General features: G+C 55.6%; 26 protein-coding genes. 24 read left to right on the top strand and 2 right to left on the bottom strand.

Annotated features, from left to right (window positions below):
- Positions 1-43 precede the first annotated feature (43 nt).
- The 10 genes from rpmA (at position 44) to recN (ending at position 7,930) form a co-directional block, all read left to right on the top strand.
- Positions 44-328: a 50S ribosomal protein L27 gene (gene rpmA / locus FC18_RS01395; RefSeq protein ID WP_054677519.1), complete on the top strand. Its 285-nt coding sequence runs from the start codon at positions 44-46 to the stop codon at positions 326-328.
- A 366-nt stretch (positions 329-694) separates the two neighbouring features.
- Positions 695-1,252 carry an elongation factor P gene (gene efp / locus FC18_RS01390; RefSeq protein ID WP_054677517.1) on the top strand — a complete coding sequence of 186 codons (558 nt, stop codon included), beginning with the start codon at positions 695-697 and terminating at the stop codon, positions 1,250-1,252.
- A gap of 75 nt (positions 1,253-1,327) precedes the next feature.
- Positions 1,328-1,750, top strand: a complete 423-nt coding sequence (locus FC18_RS01385; protein WP_054677514.1) for an Asp23/Gls24 family envelope stress response protein — start codon at positions 1,328-1,330, stop codon at positions 1,748-1,750.
- Positions 1,750-2,160, top strand: a complete 411-nt coding sequence (nusB, locus tag FC18_RS01380) for a transcription antitermination factor NusB (protein WP_054677513.1) — start codon at positions 1,750-1,752, stop codon at positions 2,158-2,160. Before FC18_RS01385 ends, nusB begins: the two co-directional genes overlap by 1 nt.
- A gap of 152 nt (positions 2,161-2,312) precedes the next feature.
- The gene (gene xseA / locus FC18_RS01375) at positions 2,313-3,665 is read left to right on the top strand and encodes an exodeoxyribonuclease VII large subunit (protein ID WP_056975339.1); all 1,353 of its coding nucleotides are present in this window, start codon (positions 2,313-2,315) and stop codon (positions 3,663-3,665) included.
- 18 nt (positions 3,666-3,683) lie between these two features.
- The gene (locus FC18_RS01370; protein WP_054677511.1) at positions 3,684-3,917 is read left to right on the top strand and encodes an exodeoxyribonuclease VII small subunit; all 234 of its coding nucleotides are present in this window, start codon (positions 3,684-3,686) and stop codon (positions 3,915-3,917) included.
- A gap of 37 nt (positions 3,918-3,954) precedes the next feature.
- Positions 3,955-4,764, top strand: a complete 810-nt coding sequence (locus tag FC18_RS01365) for a polyprenyl synthetase family protein (RefSeq protein ID WP_082403916.1) — start codon at positions 3,955-3,957, stop codon at positions 4,762-4,764.
- A 12-nt stretch (positions 4,765-4,776) separates the two neighbouring features.
- A complete protein-coding gene (locus FC18_RS01360) occupies positions 4,777-5,586 on the top strand; it encodes a TlyA family RNA methyltransferase (protein WP_420806074.1) in 810 nt (269 codons plus the stop codon).
- A 170-nt stretch (positions 5,587-5,756) separates the two neighbouring features.
- Positions 5,757-6,206 (top strand): arginine repressor, encoded by a 450-nt coding sequence (locus FC18_RS12365; RefSeq protein ID WP_054677506.1) that lies wholly within the window; start codon positions 5,757-5,759, stop codon positions 6,204-6,206.
- Positions 6,207-6,229: 23 nt separating this feature from the next.
- Entirely contained in the window at positions 6,230-7,930 is a 1,701-nt protein-coding gene (gene recN, locus FC18_RS01350; RefSeq protein ID WP_056975338.1) for a DNA repair protein RecN, read from the top strand.
- A 42-nt stretch (positions 7,931-7,972) separates the two neighbouring features.
- Here the strand turns inward: recN and FC18_RS01345 are convergent, their stop codons facing one another.
- A complete protein-coding gene (locus FC18_RS01345) occupies positions 7,973-8,998 on the bottom strand; it encodes an NAD-dependent epimerase/dehydratase family protein (protein WP_054677505.1) in 1,026 nt (341 codons plus the stop codon).
- A gap of 84 nt (positions 8,999-9,082) precedes the next feature.
- Here FC18_RS01345 and FC18_RS01340 point away from each other — a divergent pair, with 84 nt between their 5' ends.
- Positions 9,083-9,511 carry a MerR family transcriptional regulator gene (locus FC18_RS01340; RefSeq protein WP_054677503.1) on the top strand — a complete coding sequence of 143 codons (429 nt, stop codon included), beginning with the start codon at positions 9,083-9,085 and terminating at the stop codon, positions 9,509-9,511.
- Positions 9,512-9,562: 51 nt separating this feature from the next.
- On the opposite strand, the gene FC18_RS01335 is transcribed toward FC18_RS01340, so the two are convergent.
- Positions 9,563-9,865, bottom strand: a complete 303-nt coding sequence (locus FC18_RS01335) for a hypothetical protein (protein WP_054677501.1) — start codon at positions 9,863-9,865, stop codon at positions 9,563-9,565.
- A 212-nt stretch (positions 9,866-10,077) separates the two neighbouring features.
- On the opposite strand from FC18_RS01335, the gene gmk reads away from it, so the two are divergent.
- From gmk to FC18_RS01270, 13 genes are all read left to right on the top strand, one after another.
- Positions 10,078-10,695, top strand: coding sequence for a guanylate kinase (gene gmk, locus FC18_RS01330; protein WP_054677499.1), 618 nt, complete (start codon positions 10,078-10,080; stop codon positions 10,693-10,695).
- Between the two features lie 81 nt (positions 10,696-10,776).
- Positions 10,777-11,055 carry a DNA-directed RNA polymerase subunit omega gene (rpoZ, locus tag FC18_RS01325; protein ID WP_054677497.1) on the top strand — a complete coding sequence of 93 codons (279 nt, stop codon included), beginning with the start codon at positions 10,777-10,779 and terminating at the stop codon, positions 11,053-11,055.
- Between the two features lie 133 nt (positions 11,056-11,188).
- The gene (gene priA, locus FC18_RS01320; protein WP_054677495.1) at positions 11,189-13,480 is read left to right on the top strand and encodes a primosomal protein N'; all 2,292 of its coding nucleotides are present in this window, start codon (positions 11,189-11,191) and stop codon (positions 13,478-13,480) included.
- Positions 13,481-13,559: 79 nt separating this feature from the next.
- Positions 13,560-14,504 (top strand): methionyl-tRNA formyltransferase, encoded by a 945-nt coding sequence (gene fmt, locus FC18_RS01315; protein WP_054677493.1) that lies wholly within the window; start codon positions 13,560-13,562, stop codon positions 14,502-14,504.
- Entirely contained in the window at positions 14,504-15,838 is a 1,335-nt protein-coding gene (rsmB, locus tag FC18_RS01310) for a 16S rRNA (cytosine(967)-C(5))-methyltransferase RsmB (RefSeq protein ID WP_056975337.1), read from the top strand. Before fmt ends, rsmB begins: the two co-directional genes overlap by 1 nt.
- An 18-nt stretch (positions 15,839-15,856) precedes the next feature.
- Entirely contained in the window at positions 15,857-16,606 is a 750-nt protein-coding gene (locus tag FC18_RS01305) for a Stp1/IreP family PP2C-type Ser/Thr phosphatase (RefSeq protein WP_056975336.1), read from the top strand.
- The gene (pknB, locus tag FC18_RS01300) at positions 16,599-18,317 is read left to right on the top strand and encodes a Stk1 family PASTA domain-containing Ser/Thr kinase (protein WP_054677489.1); all 1,719 of its coding nucleotides are present in this window, start codon (positions 16,599-16,601) and stop codon (positions 18,315-18,317) included. The genes FC18_RS01305 and pknB overlap by 8 nt, the downstream gene beginning before the upstream one ends.
- A 142-nt stretch (positions 18,318-18,459) precedes the next feature.
- Positions 18,460-19,356, top strand: coding sequence for a ribosome small subunit-dependent GTPase A (rsgA, locus tag FC18_RS01295; RefSeq protein ID WP_056975335.1), 897 nt, complete (start codon positions 18,460-18,462; stop codon positions 19,354-19,356).
- Between the two features lie 40 nt (positions 19,357-19,396).
- Complete coding sequence (gene rpe / locus FC18_RS01290; RefSeq protein WP_054677486.1) at positions 19,397-20,050, top strand: ribulose-phosphate 3-epimerase; 654 nt, start codon at positions 19,397-19,399, stop codon at positions 20,048-20,050.
- Positions 20,047-20,715, top strand: coding sequence for a thiamine diphosphokinase (locus FC18_RS01285; protein ID WP_056975334.1), 669 nt, complete (start codon positions 20,047-20,049; stop codon positions 20,713-20,715). The genes rpe and FC18_RS01285 overlap by 4 nt, the downstream gene beginning before the upstream one ends.
- Before the next feature lie 141 nt (positions 20,716-20,856).
- Positions 20,857-21,042 carry a 50S ribosomal protein L28 gene (gene rpmB, locus FC18_RS01280; protein ID WP_054677482.1) on the top strand — a complete coding sequence of 62 codons (186 nt, stop codon included), beginning with the start codon at positions 20,857-20,859 and terminating at the stop codon, positions 21,040-21,042.
- Positions 21,043-21,275: 233 nt separating this feature from the next.
- Positions 21,276-21,638, top strand: coding sequence for an Asp23/Gls24 family envelope stress response protein (locus FC18_RS01275; RefSeq protein ID WP_054677480.1), 363 nt, complete (start codon positions 21,276-21,278; stop codon positions 21,636-21,638).
- Positions 21,639-21,670: 32 nt separating this feature from the next.
- Positions 21,671-23,338: a DAK2 domain-containing protein gene (locus FC18_RS01270; protein WP_056975333.1), complete on the top strand. Its 1,668-nt coding sequence runs from the start codon at positions 21,671-21,673 to the stop codon at positions 23,336-23,338.
- Positions 23,339-23,351 lie beyond the last annotated feature (13 nt).

The raw sequence follows: 23,351 nt of genomic DNA, 5'->3' as shown, positions 1-23,351 counted from the left end.
ACGGAGCAATCCGTATTAATCCTATATATGGAGGTGTACTACAATGGAAATGCAAAACCTTGAATTCCTCTCTCACCATAAGGGGGGCGGTTCCACATCTAACGGTCGTAACTCTGCAGGTCGTCGTCTTGGCAGCAAGCGCGCCGATGGTCAGTTCGTTAAGGCTGGTAACATCCTCTACCGTCAGCGCGGTACGAAGATTCACCCAGGGACGAACGTTCAGATCGGTGGCGATGACACGCTTTTCGCAGTTGCAGACGGTATCGTTAAGTTCGAACGTCTTGGCCGCGACAAGAAGCAGGTCTCCGTTTACCCAGTGGAAGCTTAATTAAGCTGATAAAACGCTCCCCTCGAGGAGCGTTTTTTTAATGTTAGGATACGTTCTAACGTTGTCGTTGGTGTCGATTTGGCGTATATTTTACCTAAGTGGTTCGTTATTTGAACGGGCCACCACCACGTTACGGACAACTTCGTCCAGTAAGAGGCAAACTATGAATCAAACGATTGAGTCTGGCCTGCTCGAAGCAGACAGATTAAACGCACGCCGCACCCAGATGGCCCCGCCCGTCAAGTAGACTAGCTCTGCATGATGGTGCGTGACTCCGGTGTTTTTGTGTGTGCGGACGCGAGTTTTCTTGCGCCCGTTAGACGCTTTTGTTACCATAAAAACAGAATGTAATCTTGGAGGATTCGCATGATTTCAGTAAACGATTTTAAGAACGGACTGACGATTGAAGTCGACAATGACCTTTGGCGCATTGTTGAATTCCAGCACGTTAAGCCAGGTAAGGGGAGCGCATTCGTACGTTCAACCCTGAAGAACCTGCGGACCGGTTCCGTTCAAGAAAAGACCTTCCGTTCCACCGAAAAGGTTGAGAAGGCGCAGATTGACACCAAGAAGATGCAGTACTTGTACGCTGATGGCGACCAGTACAACTTCATGGATCAGGAAACCTACGAACAGATTGCTCTGTCCGCAGATCAGCTTGCTGATGCGCTTAAGTACCTTAAGGAAGAAATGGTTGTCACCATCATCATGCACGGCAACGAAACACTCGGGGTTGAAATGCCTAAGACAGTTGACCTGACTGTTAGTGCAACCGAACCCGGGATTCGTGGTAACACCAGTTCAGGTGGTTCCAAGCCTGCAACGATGGAAACCGGCCTTGTGGTCAACGTCCCATTCTTCATTAACGAAGGCGACGTCCTGACGATTAACACGACTGACGGTTCTTACATTTCACGCGCATAATTACTGCGCATATTTACGGGCACGACATGTACTGATAGCAAGTAGTTGCTACCAACCAAATAAGGAGGTTGCGTTATGGCTGAAGAGACGAACATCATTTTAACCGGACACGACAACGAAGGAACAATTGAGATTGCGCCAGAGGTTGTCGAAGTAATTCTTGGCATCGCCGCAGTTGGCGTTGACGGTGTTTACCAAATGCGGGGGACCCTCGCTTCTAGCATCAACCAGTTGTTCGGCCGGGAGAACCGGGGTAAGGGTGTTGCACTGCACGAAGACAACGGCCGCTTGAGTGCTGACGTCTACGTGTACTTGAACTACGGCGTTTCTGTGCCCAAGGTTGCCTTGGACATGCAGGAAACCTTACGTGACCAGCTCTTATTCATGACTGACCTGGACCTGACTGAAGTTAACGTTCACGTAGTCGGGGTTGTGCCCGAAAAAGTTGCTAAAATTGACCCTAAAGACTTATTTGAAGATACCGAGGATGACGAATAATGCTTACTCGACACGCAATTCGCGAAGCAGCTTTTCAGACGCTATTCGCCATTGACGCCAATCCCGATGCAGATCGCGAAATGACGTACACAGCAGTTCTGCCTGAAGGGGAGACCATCCCAGGCTTTCTGATTAGCTTGGTTGACGGTGTTACCCTGCACCAGACCGAACTGGACGCGGAAATCACTGCCCACCTGAAGAAGGGCTGGACGCTCAGCCGTTTGTCCAAAACCAGTCTGATTATCATGCGTCTCGGGCTCTACGAAATTAAGTACGAGGACGACTTGCCCGACAAGGCGGCCCTGAATGAAGCGATTGAACTCGGGAAGAAATTTGCCGATGAGCAGACAGCCCGGTTCATTAACGGGATTCTCGCTAACTTCATTGAACCAGCAGCGCAAGCAAATTAGGCACTGTCAAGCCGGAGGTGGGGGAATCCACCCCCGGCTTTGCTTTACATATTTTTTGGCCAAATTGCCGATTTTTTTCGGGGCTTTTGGCCAGTTTTGGCGCAATCTATTAGTAGGCGGCAAAAAGCCGGCTGGGAAAGGACGATAAGCGTATGGCACCTAGTGATTACCTGACCGTTACGGCACTAACGACATATATCGCGCGCAAGTTCAGCGCCGACCCGTACATGCGTGAGGTGTACGTTGCCGGTGAAGTATCCAACTTTCGCCAGCGACCAACGCACCAGTACTTCTCGCTGAAGGACGACGGTGCCAAGATTAACGTGGCGATGTTCAAGAGTGCCTTCGCGAAGGTGAAGTTTCAGCTTGAAGATGGCATGCGGGTGCTTGCGGTCGGCCGGATTACCGTTTATCCGCCAACCGGGAACTACCAGATGACCATTGAGCGCCTAGAACCGGACGGGGTTGGGGCACTGTACGCCGCCTTCCAGCAGCTGAACGAGAACCTGCAGAAGGAAGGCCTGTATCAGGTGCACAACGCTTGGCCACTGCGTCAATATCCACAGCGCGTGGCCGTAGTTACCAGTCCGAGCGGGGCCGTGATTCAGGATATCATGACGACGGTCAAACGGCGTTATCCGCAGCTGGAACTCGTACTCTTTCCCACTTTGGTGCAAGGCGATAAGGCGGCTGATGATATCGTGCGCCAGTTGCACAACGTGGATTTGGTGGGCAAGTTCGATGCGGTCATCGTTGGTCGAGGTGGGGGCTCAATCGAAGACCTCTGGCCGTTTAACGAGGAGCGTGTTGCCCGCGCCATTGCGGCGATGCACATCCCCGTTGTTTCCTCGGTGGGCCACGAAACCGATGTGACCATTGCCGATTACGTCGCCGACTACCGGGCCGCAACCCCGACGGCGGCGGCCGAATACGTGACCCCCGTGACCGCGGCCCAAGCGGCGGTTAACGTTGACAAACTCACGGCGCGGCTAGTACGGGCCGAAACGGCTGAGCTCAGCACCTTACGCGCACGCCTCAACCGGGCGCGCGGGAGTGTGATGCTGACACAGCCGGCCCGGTTGTATGACAATTACGTGCAGCGCCTGGACCAATTGCGCACACGGTTAGCCAACGTATTGCCTCAGCGACTCGGTCAGACCCAAAATCAGGTGCAGTATTTGCAGCGTCGGCTAGCCCACGCAGGACTAGTTGGCCGAATCAGCCAGTTGCAGCAGCACGTAGACGATTTAGCAACGCGGAATCCGCGGGCAGCATTACAGGTGATTCACAATCAAGCGCAGCGCGCACAGGCGGCCGCGGAAGCTCTGGATCACTTGAGCCCCCTGAAGACGATGGCGCGCGGGTACGGGTACGTAACTGACCCAGACGGCAGATTGATTGCGCGTACCAGTGATTTCAAGGTTGGCGCAACCGCGGTCGTGCACGTAACGGACGGGACGGTAACAACCAAGGTGAAGGCGGTAACGCCAGACACAAAGGCCTAAACGGCGATGGAGGATATCATGGCAGACACGAAACCAACATTCGAAGAGAACTTGGCGCAGCTGGAGCAGATTGTGGCCCAGCTGGAAAAGGGCGACGTACCCCTGGAGCAGGCAATGACGCAGTTTCAGGCGGGCGTTAGTTTGGCCCAGAAGCTGGATAAGACGTTAAAAGAAGCCGAAACCGCTGTAACCAAGGTTATGACGGCCGATGGGGAGTTGAAGAGTTTTGACCCAAACGACAACGCTAAATAAGTTCGCAGACGCGGTGTTGCCCGGGTTCACCCAGTACATGGACAACGCCCTGACTGCCAGCCACGATGACCGGCTCAAAACCGCCATGGCTTACTCGCTGGATGCAGGCGGCAAACGACTGCGCCCGCTGCTCGTGCTTGCCACCGCGGTGGTGCTAGGCGCAGATCCGGCCAGTGCCTACCCAGCCGCAAGTGCGATTGAATTCATCCACACGTACTCACTGATTCATGATGACTTACCGGCGATGGATAATGCGCAGCTACGGCGGGGAAAGTTGACGAGCCACGTCCAGTTTGACGAACCCACCGCCATTTTGGCTGGGGATGCGCTACTCACCGACGCCTTTAGCTGCGCGGTTGCGGGTGACTTGCCCGCAGCAGTCCGTGCCGAGAACGTACGGATACTGGCGCAAGCAGCCGGTAGTTCCGGGATGGTGGCGGGCCAGATGATGGATATGGAAGGCAGCCACAAGGAATTGACCGCAACAGAACTAGCGACGTTGCACCGGCACAAAACCGGTGCGCTACTGCGGGCCGCAGTGGCGTTAGGGGCGAATGTCGGTGGCGCCAGTCCGGCAGACCGGATGCACCTCGACAACTTTGCCAGTGCGTTCGGCCTTGGATTCCAGATTAAGGATGACATTGAAGACGTGACCGAGACGGCGGCAGAGCTCGGCAAGAGCAACAACCAAGATGCGGCCAACGCCAAGACCACGTACGTGTCCCTGTACGGGCTTACCGGCGCCAAAGAGCAACTGCACCAGCAGTACGAACGGGCGCAAGCAGAATTGAACCAGACAAGTGTGGATGTAACCGTCCTCGCTGCAATTGCGGATTATCTCGCATAAGAAAGGATTACTGTGAAAGAACGAGTTGACGTCCTGGCTGTGGGCCAAGGATTATTTGCATCACGTGAACAAGCCAAGCGGGCCATTATGGCGGGAGAGGTGTACGACCAAAACAACGAACGTCTGGACAAGCCAGGCGTGAAGATTGCCGCGGATAGCGAGCTGCACGTTAAGGGCAAGAAGTTGCCGTACGTGAGTCGGGGTGGATTGAAGCTCGCCAAGGCACTCACCAGTTTTGGCATCGACGTGACTAATCAAACCGTGCTCGATATCGGTTCTAGTACCGGGGGGTTCACCGACGTTTGCCTGCAAAATGGCGCCAAGCAGGTGTACGCGCTCGATGTGGGGACCAACCAACTGGTGTGGAAGCTGCGTAGTGATGAGCGGGTGCACGTGATGGAACAGACCAACTTCCGTTATGCCAAGCCAGAGGACTTCACGTACGGTCAGGTTGAGTTCGCGGTTACCGACGTTTCGTTCATCTCCCTCAAGCTGATTTTGCCCCCATTGCGGGCAATCTTGCAGCCGAACGGGTATGCAGTGGCGCTGATCAAGCCGCAGTTCGAGGCGGGACCAGAAAACATTGGCAAGCACGGCATCGTAAAGGATCCTAAGGTGCACCGCGCTGTGCTCGACATGATTGTGAACTTCGCGGTGGAAGCCGGCTACACCGTCCGTGGATTGGACTTCTCGCCCATTAAGGGTGGCGAAGGGAACATCGAGTTCTTGATTTGGCTCGAAAATACGGGCGACGGGGCACAAATTATGCCCGAAGTGAGTGTTGACGACGTTCTGGCCGCGGCCCACGGGACACTTGATTAGATTTATGCTGTTAAGTGAATAGTAGTTCCTAATAAACGCATAATATTCATGAATATTATGCGCTTATTACGTCCTTTTACCTGTATAATGATACGTATAGAGCCGCTACCCATTGAGCAAGCGGTGCGAAGAGCCGGATTAATACCCGGAATCGCTGGGAGGATATAAGTATGGCAAAGCAAACACGGCAAGAAGCAATTCGCTCGATTCTGACGAGTAATGTCGTTGAAACCCAAGATCAGTTGGTCAAGCTGCTGCTGGATGCCGGCATGGCGGTGACACAGGCGACGGTCTCACGCGACATCAAGGATATGGCACTCGTGAAGGTGCCAATCGATGCTGGGCGCTACCGTTACAGTATGCCGATTGCGCGCACCGAAACCGCCGGCAAGGGCGACCGGATGATTGTCTCCGCGCTGCAAAACGTCGAGGTGCAGGATAAGTTCGTCAACATGGAACTTACTCCTGGTAGTGGCCCCGCGGTGGCGAGCCTCATTGCTTCCCACCACGACGACCGGATTTTTGCGACGGTGCCCACTGACTCGAGCCTGCTCATGATTGCGCGGTCGGAGGCAGCGGCGCGTGAACTTTATGCAGAAATGCGGATGGTACTCGACTAACAAGTAAAAATGGAGGGGCTAACGTGCTGCAAGAATTAGTCATTCATGATTTTGCGATAATTGAATCCCTTGACCTGAGTTTTGAAAAAGGCATGACGGCACTGACCGGGGAAACCGGGGCGGGGAAATCCATCATTATCGATGCGGTTTTGCTGCTCGCGGGTGCGCGCGCTTCAAGTGAGTTCATCCGGACGGGGACGAAGAAGGCGACGCTCCAGGGTATGTTCTACGCTGCAGACAACGAGCACACCAAAGCGGAACTGGCCAAGGTTGACCTGGAACTGGACGGCGGCCAGGTGCTGCTGGAACGGGACCTGTACGCTAGTGGTCGCAACGTTTGCCGCGTGAACGGAACCCTGGTCAACACCAGTACGCTTCGGGCCATCGGCGAAACGCTCGTGGATATTCACGGCCAAAATGAGCACCAGGAGCTCACCCGACCGGAGACCCACGTCCATTTGCTCGACCAATTTGGCGGGCCCGAGTTGCAGGCGCTACTGAGCGAATACACCGGTGTCTTTGCCACTTACCAGCAGCGCGCTGCAGCCTTGCGCAAGAAGAACGCCAATGAGCAGGAATGGGCGCAGCGGCTGGACATGTTGCGGTTCCAGGTGGATGAGATTAGTGCGGCTAACCTGACCCCGAATCTGGAAGAAGAGCTGGAAGTTGAACGTGACCGTTTGGCGAACTTCCAGCGAATTCAGGAAAGTCTGGCGGAAGCGTACGGAGTCCTGAGCGATGAGGAGTTCAACCCGCTGGATGCCATCGACACCGCCCAGTCCACGATGGCGGATATCGGCAATCTGGACCCCGAGTATGCGGAGATTGCCGAAAATATCGCTGGGGCCTATTACACCCTGCAGGATGCGCAAAAGGACTTGTCCCGCCAGATGGACAGTCTGGAGTGGGATGAAGATCGGCTGAACGCCGTTGAAGAGCAGCTGGATAACTTGCAGCAGCTGCGGCGTAAATACGGCGATTCCATGTCGGCGGTCATTGCTTACGGGGAAAAGGCGCAGAAAGAGTTGGCCTCTATGGAAGCCACGGAAGCTGACGCCAACGGGCTGGAAGAGCAGGTCGCGGATTTGCGCGCCCAGATTGTCGAACTTGGTGGCCGGTTAACCAAGGCCCGACATGCGGCGGCGGCCAAATTGGAAGATGCGGTGCACGCGCAGCTCAAGTCACTGTACATGGCGAAGACTGTATTTAGCGTCAATTTTGCCCCGGTCCCAGAAGATGAGTACTCCGCATTCGGGCACGACCAGATTGAGTTTTACATCCAGCCCAACCCTGGTGAACGGGCGCAACCATTGGCCAAAATCGCTAGTGGTGGTGAACTGTCACGGATTATGTTGGCGCTTAAGACCATCTTTGCGGAAGCAGACGGTGTGACGAGCATTATCTTCGACGAAGTGGACACCGGGGTTTCCGGCCGCGTTGCCCAGGCCATTGCCAATAAGATTGTGACCATCGCGGCCAGCTCGCAGGTTCTGTGCATTACGCACCTGCCCCAGGTTGCGGCCATGGCCAATCACGAGTACAAGATTGGTAAGGAGGTCGTTGACGGTCGGACTCAGAGCACCGTCACGCCGCTATCTGAAGATGCCCGCGTCGATGAACTGGCCCGCATGTTAGCGGGTGAGGAGATCACGCCGCTGACGGTGGAACACGCCAAGGAACTGCTACGGATGGCGCACGAAACCAGAGCTAAATTAGTCAAATAACCGCAAAGAGGATTCAGAACTCGATGGCTGAATCCTCTTTTTTTACGCGCGGCTGGCGATGATCGTCTTGAGTGCACCCAGCACGGCTTGCTCCGCGGTACTGGTTGGGGTCCACCCCAGCACCGACTTGGCGCGCTGGTTGCTGACGTCGTGATTGATTCGCAGCAGCATATTTGCTTCTTTTGCTTGCGCGTTAAACTTGGCCATGACCGCGAGTAACCAGTTGGGAATCTGCCGGTGCGGCACCTTGCCCGCAAGCTGCGGGTAGTGGCTGCGAATCAGCTGGGCCATTGCGGGTAGCGAAATCGGCTGATCGGCAACGGCAATGAACCGTTTGCCCGCCGCTGCCGGCGTGGTGAGTGCGCGTACGTGAATCGTGGCAGCGTCCGCGACGTCAATGACGTTAACGGACATCTGCGGCAGGGCGGGGATGGTTCCGTCTAGCAGGTTAGTGACCAACCCGAAGCTGCCGGAAACGTGGGCATCGAGCGCGGCCCCGAGCATGGCGCCCGGATTCACGACGGCGAACTCTAGTGGGCTGCTCGTTGCCCGTAAGTAATCCCAGGCCGCTTTTTCTGCGACCAGTTTAGATTTTTCGTAGGGTGAAAGATTGCGCTGGTTGACATCCGTCCAGTCGGCCTCTGTGGTTTGGTGGTGCGGGTCAAAATTACTAAAGCCGACCGCCCCGAGATTGCCGGTCATAACCACCCGGCGCACATGGGCCCGTTCAGCCGCTTGCAGAATACGCAAGGTGCCCGCAGTGGCGGCATTAGCGGTTTGTGCATCCGCAGTTTTGCCGTTGACAAACACGGGCGCGGCGACGCTCATGACGTAAGTGACACCCTGCATCGCGGCGTCAAAGCCAGTGTCCTGGGTTAGATCAAGTTCGGCAAAAGTCAGCCGCTCCAGGTGCGGCACCTGATTTGCAATCATGGTTACCCGCACCGCGTCCGCCTTGGCTAACGCGCGAACCGTGGCGCGGACCGTAAAGCCCTGCTCCAGTAATTGCTTAATGATGTGTTGGGCCAAAAAGCCGTTGCCCCCGGTGATTAATACTGTTTCAGACATGTTCTAACCTCGAATTTACTTGTGATTTTCCTGACAAATATGTATGCTAAACCCTAGAGTACACTCTAGAGCAAGGAGAAAATTATGACTTATTCGATTAAAGAGGTAGCCGCCAAGTTTAACCTGTCCATCTACACTTTGCGGTTCTACGATAAGGCGGGATTGTTGCCGTTTGTATTGCGCAACGCCGCGGGCTACCGCGAGTTCACGGACACAGACCTGAATTTGATCCACACCATTTGCTGCTTGAAGGACACGGGGATGAAAATCAGCGACATCAAGCAGTACATCGATTACGTGATGGCCGGACCAACTACAATCGATGCGCGGCGTGCGCTTTTAGCCCGGCACCGTGCGGCGGTGGTGGCCAAACAGCAGCAGCTAGCTGCCAACCTGCACGAAATTGACTACAAGCTGGACATCTACAATTCGCCTGAAGCGGTCAAGATTATTAACGCGGAGCAGGAGTATGTGCGCCAGGAGAAGCTGGCGGCGACCGCAAAGCAGAATTGACGTCAAAAAAACGCGGCGTCCTCATCGGTACGCCGCGCGGGTAAAGTTATTTTAGTCGAGGCGCTGGATGAAAGTACACTGCGCCAAGGGCACTAGCTGGTCGAGATTCTTGGCCTGGTCGTGCAGTAGGTAGGTGCTGGCGTTCAATTGGTGGGTGAAACGGCCGACCACAGAGTGTTCTTGGTTGCGGAAGGTGACGCCGACCATCATGTGCTGCTGGAGTGCGCGCTCTGCAAAGAGGTTAACCTGATTTTGCGGCATTTCAACGGCTGGTTCGTCGATTGCAAAAATCTGCCGGTATGATGACCGAATTGTTTCTTCAACGCGTGATAAGGTACTCTTTTGCATGTCCATGATAATCGTCCTCCGAACATCTGTTTGATAAATTCATTATACGAACGGATGTTCTCAAATGCAACCCCCATTAAAATATTTTTTGGGCGATGGCGAGAAATTGTCGCGACGTGCATGCCGGATTTTTGCTGAGTGTGCGAAAAACCTTGCGTTTACGGCAATTTTGGCGCAAAATGGATGGATACGTAGACAGATTGGGAGGACTTTATCTAATGCCAGAACGGGGAATGTTAATCGTTCTGTCCGGACCATCAGGGGTCGGCAAGGGAACCGTACGCCAGGCCATGATGAATTCCGGATTCCGTGACTTCAAGTATTCCGTATCCATGACGACGCGCAAGATGCGTCCGGGTGAAGTTGACGGGGTTGATTATTACTTCCGTACGAAGGAACAGTTCGAGGAAGAAATCGCGAACGGCCAGATGCTGGAGTATGCGCAGTACGTGGGTAACTACTATGGTACCCCGTTGCGCTATGTTAACGAAACCTTGGATCAGGGCCGTGACGTCCTGCTCGAGATTGAAGTTAATGGTGCCATGCAGGTCCGTGCGAAGTGTCCTGACGCAGCGTTCATCTTCCTGACCCCACCAGACCTCGACGAACTCAAGCACCGTCTTGAGGGTCGCGGAACTGATGATCAGGCGACGATTGAACGCCGGGTCGCCAAGGCTGTCGGTGAACTGAAGATGATGTCCAACTATGACTATGCCGTGGTGAACGACAAGGTTGAGCTTGCGGTTGAACGCATCGAATCCATCATCAAGAGTGAACACCTGCGCGTGCAGCGGGTGCTGGACCATTACACCGAGATGCTGACCCACGCCAAGTAGGTCTGAAGATAATTAGTATGTATGTGGTCAGTATTGGCCAGCGCCGATTTTTCGACGTCCGTCTAAAAAGGAGAATGCGAAATGATTGTTTACCCATCTATTGATAAGCTGCTTGCAAATGTCCCATCACGTTACTCACTGGCCGTGCTTGCGGCTAAGCGGGCACACCAGCTTGAGGCTGACGGGATTCGCACGCTGAGCGAATACAAGTCACCCCGCACGGTTGGGCAGGCACTTGAAGAAGTTGCAGCCGGCGATGTAATCATCGACCCTGCATCCAAGCTGCTCGAACGTGACGCTGAACGTCTTGACCGTGAAGAAGACGTTGAACGCGCACGCGAAGACGACGCGGAAAAGTAGTTTAACGGTCTGCAACCACGCACGTTGCTTTAACCGTAACTTTGAATAACCACGACAGGCCCACATCTGAAGTATACGGATGTGGGCCTGTCTTATGTTAAAATGTATTCAGTATTTGAAAGGAGCGGATGTCATGCCAGCAGTTGCCAAAGTGGTTGTCGATGTACCAACACAGCAAACCAACCAGCCATATGATTATGCGATTCCGGCCGCACTGGCAGATCAAGTTGTTCCTGGTGTGCGCGTGGTGGTGAACTTCGGCAATGGCAGCCGCCGCGTCATGGGCATGGTGGTCGAGTTGCCCGAGTCCGCTGACTTTGATGGTGAACTTAAGCCCATTGAGGAAGTACTGGATAAGAAGCCGGTGCTGGATGCGGAACGGCTGGCACTGTCACGGTGGCTCGCCGACGACAGTTACGCCTTCTGGATTACCTGTATTCAGACCATGTTGCCAGGAGCACTGCGCACCGAAACCAAGCTGCTCAAGAATCATCAGCAGGTGGTCGTGGACAAGGGCCGCGCCCAAGTGTTTGCATTCGTCGTGCCCGCGCTGACGGTGGCGCAGTATCAGGCTGCACTCGCGACGGTGCGCCCGAATGCGAAGGGGCAGTTAGCGTTGCTCCAGGCATTGATTGCGGGCAAGATTGCACCGGATGGAATCCAGGTGAGCCACCTGGAAAAAAAGCTCGATGTCGACCGCACCACCATTAACAAGGCGGTGACTTTGGGCTGGTTGCGCGCAGAAAAACGCGAAATTTACCGGACGCCATATTCGGATCTGGATGACCGCGACCGCACGCAGCCACTGACGCTGACTGCCCAGCAGCAGACCGCTTACGCTGCGGTTGCGGCGGCGGTGACCAGCAAGACCGCGCAGACTTTTCTCCTCGAAGGGGTCACCGGGTCGGGAAAAACGGAAGTCTACCTGCAGCTGATTGCGCAGGCGCGTGCGGCGGGGCGAACGGCGCTCATGTTGGTTCCGGAAATCGGCCTCACACCGCAGATGGTGGGCAGCGTAAAGGGCCGCTTCGGTAGTGACGTTGCGGTGCTGCACTCAGGCCTTGGGAATGGCGAACGCTACGATGAATGGCGCCGGATTGCCCGCGGGGAAGCCCACGTGGTGGTCGGTGCGCGCAGTGCGGCCTTCGCACCACTCCAAAACATTGGCGTGCTCATCATGGATGAAGAACACGAAGCCACTTACAAGCAAGAGGATGCGCCGCGCTACCACGCCCGCGATGTCTTGCTGTGGCGCGCACGTTACAACCACGCGCCGGTGGTGCTCGGTTCAGCGACGCCTAGTTTGGAGTCGCGCGCCCGGGCCGAAAAGGGCGTCTACACCCAGCTGATGATGCCAAAACGGGCGAACGCTCAGCCACTGCCACCAGTGCACGTGGTCGATATGCGGCAAAGCGAACTGGATAACGAGTCCGGCGACTTTTCCCAGCAGCTGCTGGACGCGTTAAAGACGCGTCTGCAAAAGCACGAACAGAGTGTGCTGATGCTCAACCGCCGCGGTTTTTCGTCGTTTGTGATGTGCCGGGAATGCGGCTATGTGGCCAAATGTCCCAACTGTGATATTTCACTGACACTGCACATGGATACCCACAATTTGCGGTGCCACTATTGCGGCCACGAAGAACCCATTCCGCGGGAGTGTCCAAGTTGCCACTCGCCCAAGATTCGCTACTACGGGACGGGGACCGAAAAGGTTGAACAGACGCTGACCAAGTTGCTGCCTGACGCCCGCATTTTGCGCATGGACGTGGATACGACGCGGCGCAAGGGGGCGCACAGCCGGCTGCTGAAACAATTTGGCAACCACGAGGCCGACATCCTGCTGGGCACCCAGATGATTGCGAAGGGGCTGGATTTTCCCGACGTGACCCTTGTGGGGGTCATCAACGCGGACACGGCGCTCGGACTGCCCGACTTTCGGGCCAGTGAGCGCACGTTCCAGCTGTTAACGCAGGTTAGTGGCCGGGCGGGCCGGGCGGACAAGCCTGGTGAAGTATACATTCAGACGTACAATCCGGATCATTATGCGATTCAGCTCGCCCAGCGCCAGGATTACGAGCGCTTCTTCGGGTATGAAATGCACATGCGGCACGAGGGCGGTTACCCGCCATACTTCTTCACCTTCCGTTTGACGGTTAGTCATGAGGTGGAAGATCAGGCGGCCAAGGCGGCATTTCGCTTAGCGGATATGCTCCGCGACCAGCTCAGCGATGGGGCGGTGATTCTCGGGCCTACGCGTGGGGCGATTGCCCGGCTCAAGCGCCGGTATTATTACCAGATTGTGGTGAAGTACAAGCGGGAGCCACACCTGACCGCCACCCTTGCACAGATGCTCGAGACAACGCAGACGAGCTCGCGTAGTGGCTTCCAGATTGCGTTCGACCGCGAGCCTTTATCGTTTGTTTAATGAAATACAGTACCATGTCGGCGCACTTGCTGGCATAATGATAAGTAATTAACGTATGTAAAAAATAGGAGTGAAGCATTTGACCTCAGTTATTTTTATGGGTACCCCAGATTTCGCCGTTACCGTCCTGGATGGGCTGGTCGGCGCGGGCTATGACGTACAGCTCGTCATCACGCAGCCAGACCGCCGCGTGGGCCGCAAACAGGTTCTGCAGCAGACACCGGTTAAGCAAGCGGCCCTGCGCCACAACTTGCACGTTCTGCAGCCAGAGAAGCTTTCCGGCTCACCCGAACTGGACGAAGCAATCGGCTTGCACGCTGATTTCATCGTGACTGCAGCTTACGGGCAATTTTTGCCCACCAAGTTCTTGAAGTCGGTTAAAATTGCGGCGGTCAATGTGCATGGCAGCCTGCTGCCGAAGTATCGGGGTGGTGCACCAATCCAGTACGCCGTAATTAATGGGGATGCTGAGGTCGGCGTCACGATTATCGAAATGGTGAAGAAGATGGACGCGGGCGATATGTTCAGCCAAGCCGCCATTCCGCTGACCCGGGATGACGATACCGGCACCGCATTCGCCCGGTTGGCGCCAGTTGGCCGCGACTTGTTATTGCGGACGTTGCCAGACTTGATTGCTGGCACGGCAACCCGCACGCCGCAGCCTGAAGATCTGGTCACGTTCTCGCCCACAATCAGCAAGGACCAGGAGCACCTGGACTTCACGCTGACGGCGACGCAAATCGACCAGTGGGTGCGTGGTTTGCGGCCGGCAGTTGGCGGCTGGGTGAACCTTGTCGGCCAGCGCACGAAAATCTGGGCAGTGACCCCACTTACAGAAACAACCACGGCGGCACCCGGCACGCTCGTTCGCTCCGGCAAGCATGAATTCGTGCTTGCAGCCGGCAACGGGACGGTTCTGGCCGTCGACAAGTTGCAACCAGCGGGCAAGGCAATCCAGGACGTAACGGCGTACATGAACGGCTTCGGACGTAAGTTTGCGGCCGGTGATAAGGTGATTGATTAATGGACAAGAATAACGAACGGTTACTGGCGGTTGAAGTACTGACCCGCGTCGGCAAGGGTAGTTACTCGAACTTGACGCTGGATGCCACCATCAAGAAGGCGAAGCTCGATAGTCGTGATGCGGGCCTCTTGACCAACATTGTTTACGGGGTCATTCAGCACCAGATGACGCTTGATTTTTACCTGCAGCCGTTTGTCGGCAAACGCAAACTCGACAATTGGGTCACAGTATTGCTGCGAACCGCTGTCTACCAGATGGTCTACCTGGACAAGGTGCCGAACCGCGCCATTTTCTATGACAGCACCGAAATCGCCAAGGAGCTGGGCCACGTTGGGGTGGCCAAGTTCGTCACCGCGATTTTGCGCCGGATTGACCGTGAAGGTGTGCCGGCACTAGATAGCATCAAGGACGATGTGCAGCGCATGGCGATTGCTGCCAGCACCCCAGACTGGCTCGTACAAAAGCTAATCGATCAGTACGGGCTGGCGGATGCTCAGGCCGTGCTGGACGACATCAACCACGCACCGCGGGCCGCATTGCGGATGAACACGAATATTACTAATGCGGACGACCTGAAGTTCCGGCTGGAGGAACAGTTTACGCTCGAACCCAGCGTGATTTCGCCCGCCGGCATGACGGCCGATAGCGGGCACTTAGCCCTGACGCCGGAGTTTGGCGCGGGTTACTACACGATGCAGGACGAAAGCAGTCAGCTGGTCGCACCAAGTATGCAGATTCAGCCGGGTGGCCGGGTGCTGGATGCCTGCGCGGCGCCAGGCGGCAAGACCACGCACATTGCGCAGTACCTAGACGCTAAAGCGGGCGGCGAAGTGGTGGCCCTTGATTTGCACCCACACAAGGTGAAGCTGATTGACCAGAATGCGGAGCGGATGCAGGTGCAGGACCGGGTGCACGCCCAGGCACTCGATGCGCGGCAGGCGGTAGCGGAATTTGGCGCTGCAGCATTTGACCGCGTGCTGGTTGACGCACCCTGCTCAGGTTTGGGGCTGATGCGCCGAAAGCCAGAAGTGAAGTACGAAAAATCGCAGGCAGATATTGATAACCTGACGAAGGTGCAAAGTTCGCTGCTGGATGCCATCGCGCCCATCGTGAAGGTCGGCGGGCGTTTGACCTACAGCACGTGCACGGTTGCCCGGGAAGAAAACGAGCAGGTCGTGGCCGCTTTCTTGGCGCGCCACCCCGAATACCAGCAAGAACCAGTCTTTACGGAAAAGCACCTGCAGAAGAACCACGCGGCTAATGGCCTGCAACTGCTGCCAAGTGATTACGGCACGGATGGTTTCTTCATTGCAAACATGACGCGCGTTAAGTAACGCGGGTGGAGGTAACTTATGGAATTTGCCTATCGGACCGATGTCGGGCAAAAACGGGCGGATAATCAGGATTACGTGGGCCTATTCAAGAACGGCGTGGGGGCAAGCCTCGCGATTGTCGCCGACGGGATGGGCGGTCACCAGGGCGGCGATGTTGCCAGTGAAATGGCCGTCTCCCATATCGGTTATGCGTTCGAGAAGACTGCCGCAACGGATATTTCAATTGCCGCCAAGTGGCTGATTTACGAGTTGCAAAAAGAAAATGACTTGATCCTAGAACGGGGGCAACAGTTCTCCGACCTCACGGGGATGGGCACCACCATTGTGGCCGTCCTCATCTTGGAGAATCGCTTCGTGGTGGCCAACATTGGCGATTCGCGGGCATATTTGTACCGCCACAACCACTTAGTCCAAATCACCGAAGACCACAGCCTGGTCAACGAGTTGGTGCGCAGCGGCGAGTTAACGCCGGAAGAGGCCGAGAACTTCCCCCGCAAGAACGTCATCACCAGGTCCCTGGGCGTGGCACCGGACGTGGACGCCGACGTGAACATCTACGGCATGATGGACGGTGACATGCTGCTGCTGTGCTCAGATGGGCTCACGAAGACAGTTCCAGATGACCAGCTGGCCAGCGTTTTAGCCTCCGACCAGGGGCTGGGCGCCAAGGCGGAGGAGCTGATTAAGCGGGCTAATGATGCCGGGGCCCCAGACAACATCACGGCACTACTAATCAACGAGAACGGGGAGGGTGTCGACAATGATTGAACCAGGCTCAATATTGGATGAACGCTATCAGCTCACCCAGACTCTCGGTGAAGGGGGCATGGCCAACGTTTATTTGGCCCACGACCTCATCTTAGACCGTGATGTAGCCGTGAAAGTTCTGCGCCTTGATTTGCAAAATGACCCGGACACCTTGCGCAGGTTCCGCCGTGAAGCAATGGCCACTTTGGAGCTGTCCCACCCGAACATCGTGAACATTTATGATGTCGGTGAAAGCAACGGCCAGCAGTACTTGGTCATGGAATACGTGAAGGGCACCGACCTCAAGAAGTACATCGCCCTGAACTTCCCGATTCCATACGCCCGCGTCATTGCGCTCATGACCCAAATTTTGAGCGCGGTGCAAACGGCGCACGATCACCACATCATTCACCGGGACCTCAAGCCCCAGAACATTCTGGTCGATGAGAACGGTACGGCGAAGATTACCGACTTCGGGATTGCCGTGGCGCTCTCGGATAACTCGATGACGCAGACGAACTCACTGCTGGGTTCAGTGCACTATTTGTCGCCCGAGCAAGCCCGGGGCAGCATGCCAACGCGCCAGAGCGACATTTACGCGCTCGGGATTATTCTGTACGAAATGCTTACGGGCACCGTGCCGTTTGAAGGCGAATCGGCGGTTTCGATTGCCCTGAAGCACTTCCAGCAGGATGTGCCGTCAGTACGCGACTTCGACCCGCGGATTCCCCAGGCGTTGGAGAATGTGGTCTTGAAGGCAACCGCTAAAGAGCCTGCGCAACGCTACACTAGCGCCAGTGCCATGAGCGCTGACCTTGCGACGTCGCTCGACGAGTCGCGGGCCGGCGAAGCACCATTTCGCCCCAACGCGGACGTGGACATGGATGCCACTAAGGTCATCACGCCGGTCACCGATGCTGCGTTCAACGCTAAGCCCGTGACTACACCGCATGCGGAAGAAGAGCAGGAAGAAAAGCGCAAACCGCAAATGCCGAAGAAGCGGCGCTGGCGCAAACGCTATACGGCAATGCTGATTCTGGCCGCGGTACTGGTTGCGGCCGGCGTGGTTCTGGCCATCATTTGGCCCAATGGTGACGTGAACGTGCCGAATGTCGTGGGGATGACCCAGACGGCCGCCACGCAGACACTGGAAGACAAGAAGCTGAATGTCGGTGACGTCACGAAGAAACATTCGTCCAAGTACAAGAAGGGCAAGGTCATTGCCACCACGCCTACTGCCGGGCTCAGCGTGAAGACGGATTCCAAGGTTGACCTGGTCGTTAGCAGCGGTCTCAAGAAGTACACCGTGGGCGATTACACGGACAAGGTCTACGCGGACGTTGCGGCGGACCTCAAGGGCAAGGGCTTCAAGGTGAAGAAACGCACCGTGCGGATGAAGAATGGCTTCAGCGGCCAAATCCTGTCCCAGAGCATTGACCCCGGCACCAAGGTGAACCCGAAGAAAACGACCATCACCCTGACGGTCGCCAAATTGAGCGATACGGATAACGGTGAAGGTGTCTCCACCAATGGCAACCACAGTGATGCGCAGCCAGAGTCATCGCATGCTGAAGAGAGCACGTCCAGTGAGACCGCTGATTCGAGCAGCTCGCCCAAGCCTGCTGATGAATCCTCGAAGGCATCCTCAAGTGTTTCTTCGAGTGTATCGTCCAAGGCGGAAAGCTCGAGTGCACCGGTGGCAAGCTCGTCATCAGCTGATTCTGATCAGTAACGCAAGGACTGCCGTTTTGGAAAGGGCTTGCAAGATTTTGCCAAGCGGCATACACTATGCACATGGGTAATTAACGGATACGACAGGGCGGCCCGATTCTTCGAGCCGCCCTGTCATATTCTAATCAACGAAAGAGGTAAGAATGGAAGGCCGTATTGTTAAACAAATCAGTGGGTACTACGACGTGGCTGTGGGTGAAGAAGTTATTCGCACGCGAGCTGCGGGGAACATGCGTCAAAAAAAGCAGTCTCCTTTAGTCGGCGACTGGGTAGAATTCACGCCCGCCGATGATCAGGGCGAGCTGGGATATCTGACCAAAATCAAGCCGCGGATGAATTCGCTTGTGCGGCCGCCCGTGGCGAACATCGACCAGGCGATTTTGGTGACGGCGGCGGTTGAACCCACGTTCAGTACCAACCTGCTGGACCGCTTCCTGATTTATCTGGAAGGCAAGCACATCGAGCCCCTGATTTACATCACAAAAACGGACTTGGTGCCGGACGCCGAATTCGCGCAGTTGCAGCAGGTTCTGGATGGATATGCGGCGATTGGCTACCAGGTGTTCGCCCCGCGCGCAGCCTTCGCCAAGGACATGCTTAAGGCGTTGCACCAGGACTTCAAGGACAACCTGACTATCTTCACCGGACAAACTGGGGCGGGCAAATCCACGCTGATTAACCACCTGGTGCCAGGTCTGGAACTGGCTACCGGTGAAATCTCCAAGAGTCTGGGCCGCGGGAAGCACACGACGCGGACCACGTCGCTGTACCGTGCGTACGATGGCTTAATTGTCGACACGCCGGGGTTCTCCTCGCTGGGCCTGCTGGACGTCACGCTGGATGATCTGCGCACCCGGTTCCCCGAGTTCGTGGCGCTGGCGGGCGGCTGTAAGTTCCGGGGCTGCGAGCACATCAGTGAGCCCCACTGCGCGGTGCGCGCGGCGCTAGATGCCGGCGACATTATGCCTAGTCGTTACGATAATTACCTGCAATTCCGGGCGGAGCTGAAGAACCAGCGTCCGGTATACAACAAAAGATAAACTCCAAACCGAATTGGCGCGGAGAATGGAGGTTTACATTATGCAAATTGCACCATCAATTCTAAGCGCTGATTTTGGTAACCTGGCCGAGGCCGTGCGGGTCGTTGACCACGCCGGAGCCAGTCGGATTCACATTGACGTCATGGACGGACTATTCGTCCCTAACCTGAGTTTTGGCCCCCAGATTGTCGAGGTTCTGCGCAAGGTTACCGACATGCCACTGGAAGTACACCTGATGGTCCAAAATCCCGAAAACTGGGTGGAACCATTCGCTGAGGCGGGCGCCGATGTGATTATGGTGCACGTCGAGTCCACGCCGCACATTCACCGTGCGCTCACGTTGATTAACCAAAGCAGTGCTAAGTCCGGGGTCGTCATTAACCCGGGGACGCCGGTATCCGCCATCGACATGGTGCTGCCGATTGTTCAGCAGGTGCTCGTGATGACCGTTGATCCCGGCTTCTCCGGCCAGCACTTCATTCCCGAGAACCTGGCGAAGATTGATGAACTTGTGACCATTCGTGACCGCAACGCCAACCTGAACTTCGATATTGAAGTCGACGGCGGGGTGAATGCGGAGCGGATTGAGGCAGTTGCGCGCTATGGGGCGGACATCGCCGTCGCTGGCTCGGCTGTTTACGATGGCGGGGATGCCGCGGCCAACCTCAAGCACCTGAAAGAACTGATTCGATGAGTCAATTGAACTTGATGGCTGGGGGCCCCTCAGCGCCGCTCCCGGATTCTTGGCCGCACGCGGCAGGAGCCTGGGCCGGCATTGATCGCGGAACCTTGCGCTTGCTGCAGGCGGGAATTACGCCGATCTTTTCGGTTGGGGACTACGATTCACTAACCGAGGCAGAATACGCACAGGTCGCAAACAGTGTGCCCGCGCATGTGCGGTATGCGCCGGAAAAAGACTACACGGATACCCAACTGGCCCTGGCCAAGGCCCTCGCCATGCCCGAAGTCACCGCAATTCATTTGTACGGGGCCACGGGCGGCCGGCTGGATCACGCACTGGCCAACTTGTATCTGCCGCTGACGCCCGATTTGACGGCGGCCACCACCAAGCTGACAGTGCTGGATTGCGACAACCGCATTGAGTACCTGACGGCTGGTACGGCGGTTTATCAGCCCCGTGCTGGGTACCGGTACTTTGGCGTCGTGTGCTTGACGCCGGTAACGGGCTTGACGATTCAGGGGGCCAAATACCCGCTGACAAACTGGTCGAGCACGGTGCCGTTTAGCTGGGCGTCCAACGAGTTTGTCCTGGCCACACCGATTCGGATAGCGGTGCAAACTGGAACCCTGGCCCTGATTTATAGTCGCGATGCGAACGGGCAAAAACAGTTTAACTAGTGCCGCACAAATTTTTAACGTAAAAAACGGGTGTCAAGGAAAAATACTTTGCATTATACTTGCAAAGCAGGCAACCGTGTGATAAATTGGTCAAGTGAATTAATTCGAGGGGTACCTTGAAACAGCAAGGAGGTCAAACTGATGGCAGTTGACGTAATTACCGGCCGGCACACAACGTTCGGCAACAAGCGTTCCCACGCTTTGAACAGTTCTCGTCGCACTTGGAAGGCCAACCTTCAGAAGGTGCGTATCTTGGTTGATGGTAAGCCAAAGCGCGTGTGGGTTTCCGCTCGTGCACTTAAGTCAGGTAAGGTTACGCGCGTCTAAGCGCAGAGTTAAGAGACACAGGACACGGACTTCGGGTCAACCGGAATTTCTGTTTTGTGTTTTTTTTTTACCGTTTTTTTCGGTGCGCCGGTGGCAAAACGCTGGGTGCAAGACGCACAACCCGATGCGTTACATTCGGTTATGTAGTAATTTGCCGCTTTATGGTAGAATTACAAGGATAAGTGTATACACGAAGGCACGGACGCGTGCTCGGTGATATAAGGAGGGACATCATGGCTGTCAAAATTAAAACCAAGTTTGGGACCATTGATATTGATAACTCAGTGATTGCGACGGTTGTCGGTGGTGCAGCGACGGACATCTACGGGATTGTTGGTATGGCCAGCAAGAACCAGATCCGCGACAACATGAACGACATCTTGAACCGCGAGAACTATTCACGTGGGGTTGTGGTTCGTCAGGAAGAGAACGGCGTCAACATTGAAGTGAACATCATTGTTGGTTACGGGACGAAGATTTCTGAAGTGTGCCGCAACGTACAGGCGAAGGTTAAGTATAACCTTGAGACGATGCTCGGTTTAACGGCGAATGCTGTTACTGTCATTGTTCAGGGCGTACGGGTCATCGGGGAATAATCCCGCCGACTTGGTTTAGGAGGTCAATTTTTTTGAAAGTTACGGAAATTACCGCTGTTGAATTCCAGAACATGATCCGGACAGCGGCGCACCGCATCAACAAGAATGCCGAGTTTGTCAACTCACTGAATGTTTTCCCGGTTCCCGATGGTGATACTGGGACGAACATGAATTTAACGTTCCAAAGTGGTGCGCGTGCGGTACTCGAAAGTGATGCACAACACGTCGGTCAGCTGGCCCAGAAGCTCGGTAAGGGGCTGCTGATGGGTGCCCGGGGTAACTCAGGCGTCATCAGCTCCCAGCTCTTCCGCGGGTTCGCCAAGAACGTGGAGAAGAAGGAAGTCCTGACGGCTCAGGACCTGGCCGACGCCTTTGTCGGTGGGGTCGAAACGGCGTACAGTGCCGTGATGAAGCCCGTTGAAGGGACGATTCTCACCGTGGCCCGGGAAGCGGCTAAGGCAGCCAAGAAGCAGGCAACCAGCACCGATGACGCGGTTGAAGTACTGAAGGCAACCGTGAAGGCGGCCAAGAAGGCTTTGGCCAAGACACCGGATTTACTGCCTGTCTTGAAGGAAGTCGGCGTGGTCGACTCTGGTGGCCAGGGTCTGGTCTTCATCTACGAAGGCTTCTTTGATGGCCTGTCTGGTGAAAACACCGAAGAATCCTTCGTGCCTGACGAAACCGAAATGAACGAAATCGTTAACGCTAACCACCACCAGGGTGCCCAGACGCAGCTGAACCCAGATGACATCGTCTTCGGTTACTGTACCGAAATGATGGTCGGTCTTGGTAAGAATGGCGCCACCAAGACGTTCGACTACGATGCCTTCCGCGAATACCTGAGTCACTTCGGGGATTCACTGCTGGTTATTGCCGACGAAGAAGTGGTTAAGGTCCACGTCCACACCGAACACCCCGGGACGGTCTTCCGTTACGGTCAGCAGTTCGGGAGCCTCGACAAGATCAAGATTGACAACATGCGCCTCCAGCACGAAAGCATCATCGAACGTGCCGAAGAGGAAAAGGCAGTTGCTAAGCCCCTCGAAGAATTCGGGGTGGTAGCCATTGCTAGTGGGGACGGGATTGCTGAACTCTTCAAGAGCCTTGGCGTCACATACGTTCTCAGTGGTGGTCAGACCATGAACCCAAGTACCAACGACATCCTGGACGCGATTAACGCGGCGCACGCTAAGAACGTGATTGTGCTGCCAAACAACTCCAACATCTTCATGGCTGCTGACGAAGCAGCTAAGGAAGCGGGCGTCAACGTGGCCATCGTGAAGAGCCGGACGATTAACCAGGGGATGACGAGCCTGCTGTCTTACAACCCAGACCGTTCCCTCGCGGATAACGCGGCGGACATGACGGCGGCCCTGGCCAACGTTGTTTCTGGCCAAGTGACCCAGTCCATCCGTAATAGTACAATCGGTGGACTCGAGATTCACGACGGCGACTGGATTGGCATCATCGATGGCGACATTAAGGTGGCTACGGGTGACCGCTTCAGTGCCACAACCGACATGATTGACGCGATGATTGACGAAGATTCCGAAATCGTCACGCTGATGATTGGGGTCGATGGCTCTGCTGACGAAGCGGACAAGCTCAGTGAACACATCGAAGCCAAGTATCCGGATGTTGAAGTGGAAATCCACGATGGTGGTCAGCCACTTTACCCATACCTCGTTTCCGTCGAATAACGCAATGAGTCTG

It is taken from the genome of Lacticaseibacillus sharpeae JCM 1186 = DSM 20505, from assembly GCF_001436225.1.
In the GTDB taxonomy this organism is placed as follows: domain Bacteria; phylum Bacillota; class Bacilli; order Lactobacillales; family Lactobacillaceae; genus Lacticaseibacillus; species Lacticaseibacillus sharpeae.
This window is presented reverse-complemented; position numbering and strand designations above follow the sequence as displayed.

Excerpts from the sequence above, each read along its gene's own strand:
- FC18_RS01275 (WP_054677480.1), top strand. The coding sequence starts at position 21,276 with ATGGCTGTCAAAATTAAAACCAAGTTTGGGACCATTGATATTGATAAC.
- gmk (WP_054677499.1), top strand. The coding sequence starts at position 10,078 with ATGCCAGAACGGGGAATGTTAATCGTTCTGTCCGGACCATCAGGGGTC.
- rsmB (WP_056975337.1), top strand. The coding sequence starts at position 14,504 with ATGGACAAGAATAACGAACGGTTACTGGCGGTTGAAGTACTGACCCGC.
- FC18_RS01335 (WP_054677501.1), bottom strand. The coding sequence starts at position 9,865 with ATGGACATGCAAAAGAGTACCTTATCACGCGTTGAAGAAACAATTCGG.
- FC18_RS01285 (WP_056975334.1), top strand. The coding sequence starts at position 20,047 with ATGAGTCAATTGAACTTGATGGCTGGGGGCCCCTCAGCGCCGCTCCCG.
- FC18_RS01340 (WP_054677503.1), top strand. The coding sequence starts at position 9,083 with ATGACTTATTCGATTAAAGAGGTAGCCGCCAAGTTTAACCTGTCCATC.
- nusB (WP_054677513.1), top strand. The coding sequence starts at position 1,750 with ATGCTTACTCGACACGCAATTCGCGAAGCAGCTTTTCAGACGCTATTC.
- rsgA (WP_056975335.1), top strand. The coding sequence starts at position 18,460 with ATGGAAGGCCGTATTGTTAAACAAATCAGTGGGTACTACGACGTGGCT.
- FC18_RS01385 (WP_054677514.1), top strand. The coding sequence starts at position 1,328 with ATGGCTGAAGAGACGAACATCATTTTAACCGGACACGACAACGAAGGA.
- FC18_RS01345 (WP_054677505.1), bottom strand. The coding sequence starts at position 8,998 with ATGTCTGAAACAGTATTAATCACCGGGGGCAACGGCTTTTTGGCCCAA.
- efp (WP_054677517.1), top strand. The coding sequence starts at position 695 with ATGATTTCAGTAAACGATTTTAAGAACGGACTGACGATTGAAGTCGAC.
- rpoZ (WP_054677497.1), top strand. The coding sequence starts at position 10,777 with ATGATTGTTTACCCATCTATTGATAAGCTGCTTGCAAATGTCCCATCA.
- priA (WP_054677495.1), top strand. The coding sequence starts at position 11,189 with ATGCCAGCAGTTGCCAAAGTGGTTGTCGATGTACCAACACAGCAAACC.
- FC18_RS01370 (WP_054677511.1), top strand. The coding sequence starts at position 3,684 with ATGGCAGACACGAAACCAACATTCGAAGAGAACTTGGCGCAGCTGGAG.
- FC18_RS12365 (WP_054677506.1), top strand. The coding sequence starts at position 5,757 with ATGGCAAAGCAAACACGGCAAGAAGCAATTCGCTCGATTCTGACGAGT.
- xseA (WP_056975339.1), top strand. The coding sequence starts at position 2,313 with ATGGCACCTAGTGATTACCTGACCGTTACGGCACTAACGACATATATC.
- FC18_RS01305 (WP_056975336.1), top strand. The coding sequence starts at position 15,857 with ATGGAATTTGCCTATCGGACCGATGTCGGGCAAAAACGGGCGGATAAT.
- pknB (WP_054677489.1), top strand. The coding sequence starts at position 16,599 with ATGATTGAACCAGGCTCAATATTGGATGAACGCTATCAGCTCACCCAG.
- rpmB (WP_054677482.1), top strand. The coding sequence starts at position 20,857 with ATGGCAGTTGACGTAATTACCGGCCGGCACACAACGTTCGGCAACAAG.
- FC18_RS01365 (WP_082403916.1), top strand. The coding sequence starts at position 3,955 with ATGGACAACGCCCTGACTGCCAGCCACGATGACCGGCTCAAAACCGCC.
- rpmA (WP_054677519.1), top strand. The coding sequence starts at position 44 with ATGGAAATGCAAAACCTTGAATTCCTCTCTCACCATAAGGGGGGCGGT.
- rpe (WP_054677486.1), top strand. The coding sequence starts at position 19,397 with ATGCAAATTGCACCATCAATTCTAAGCGCTGATTTTGGTAACCTGGCC.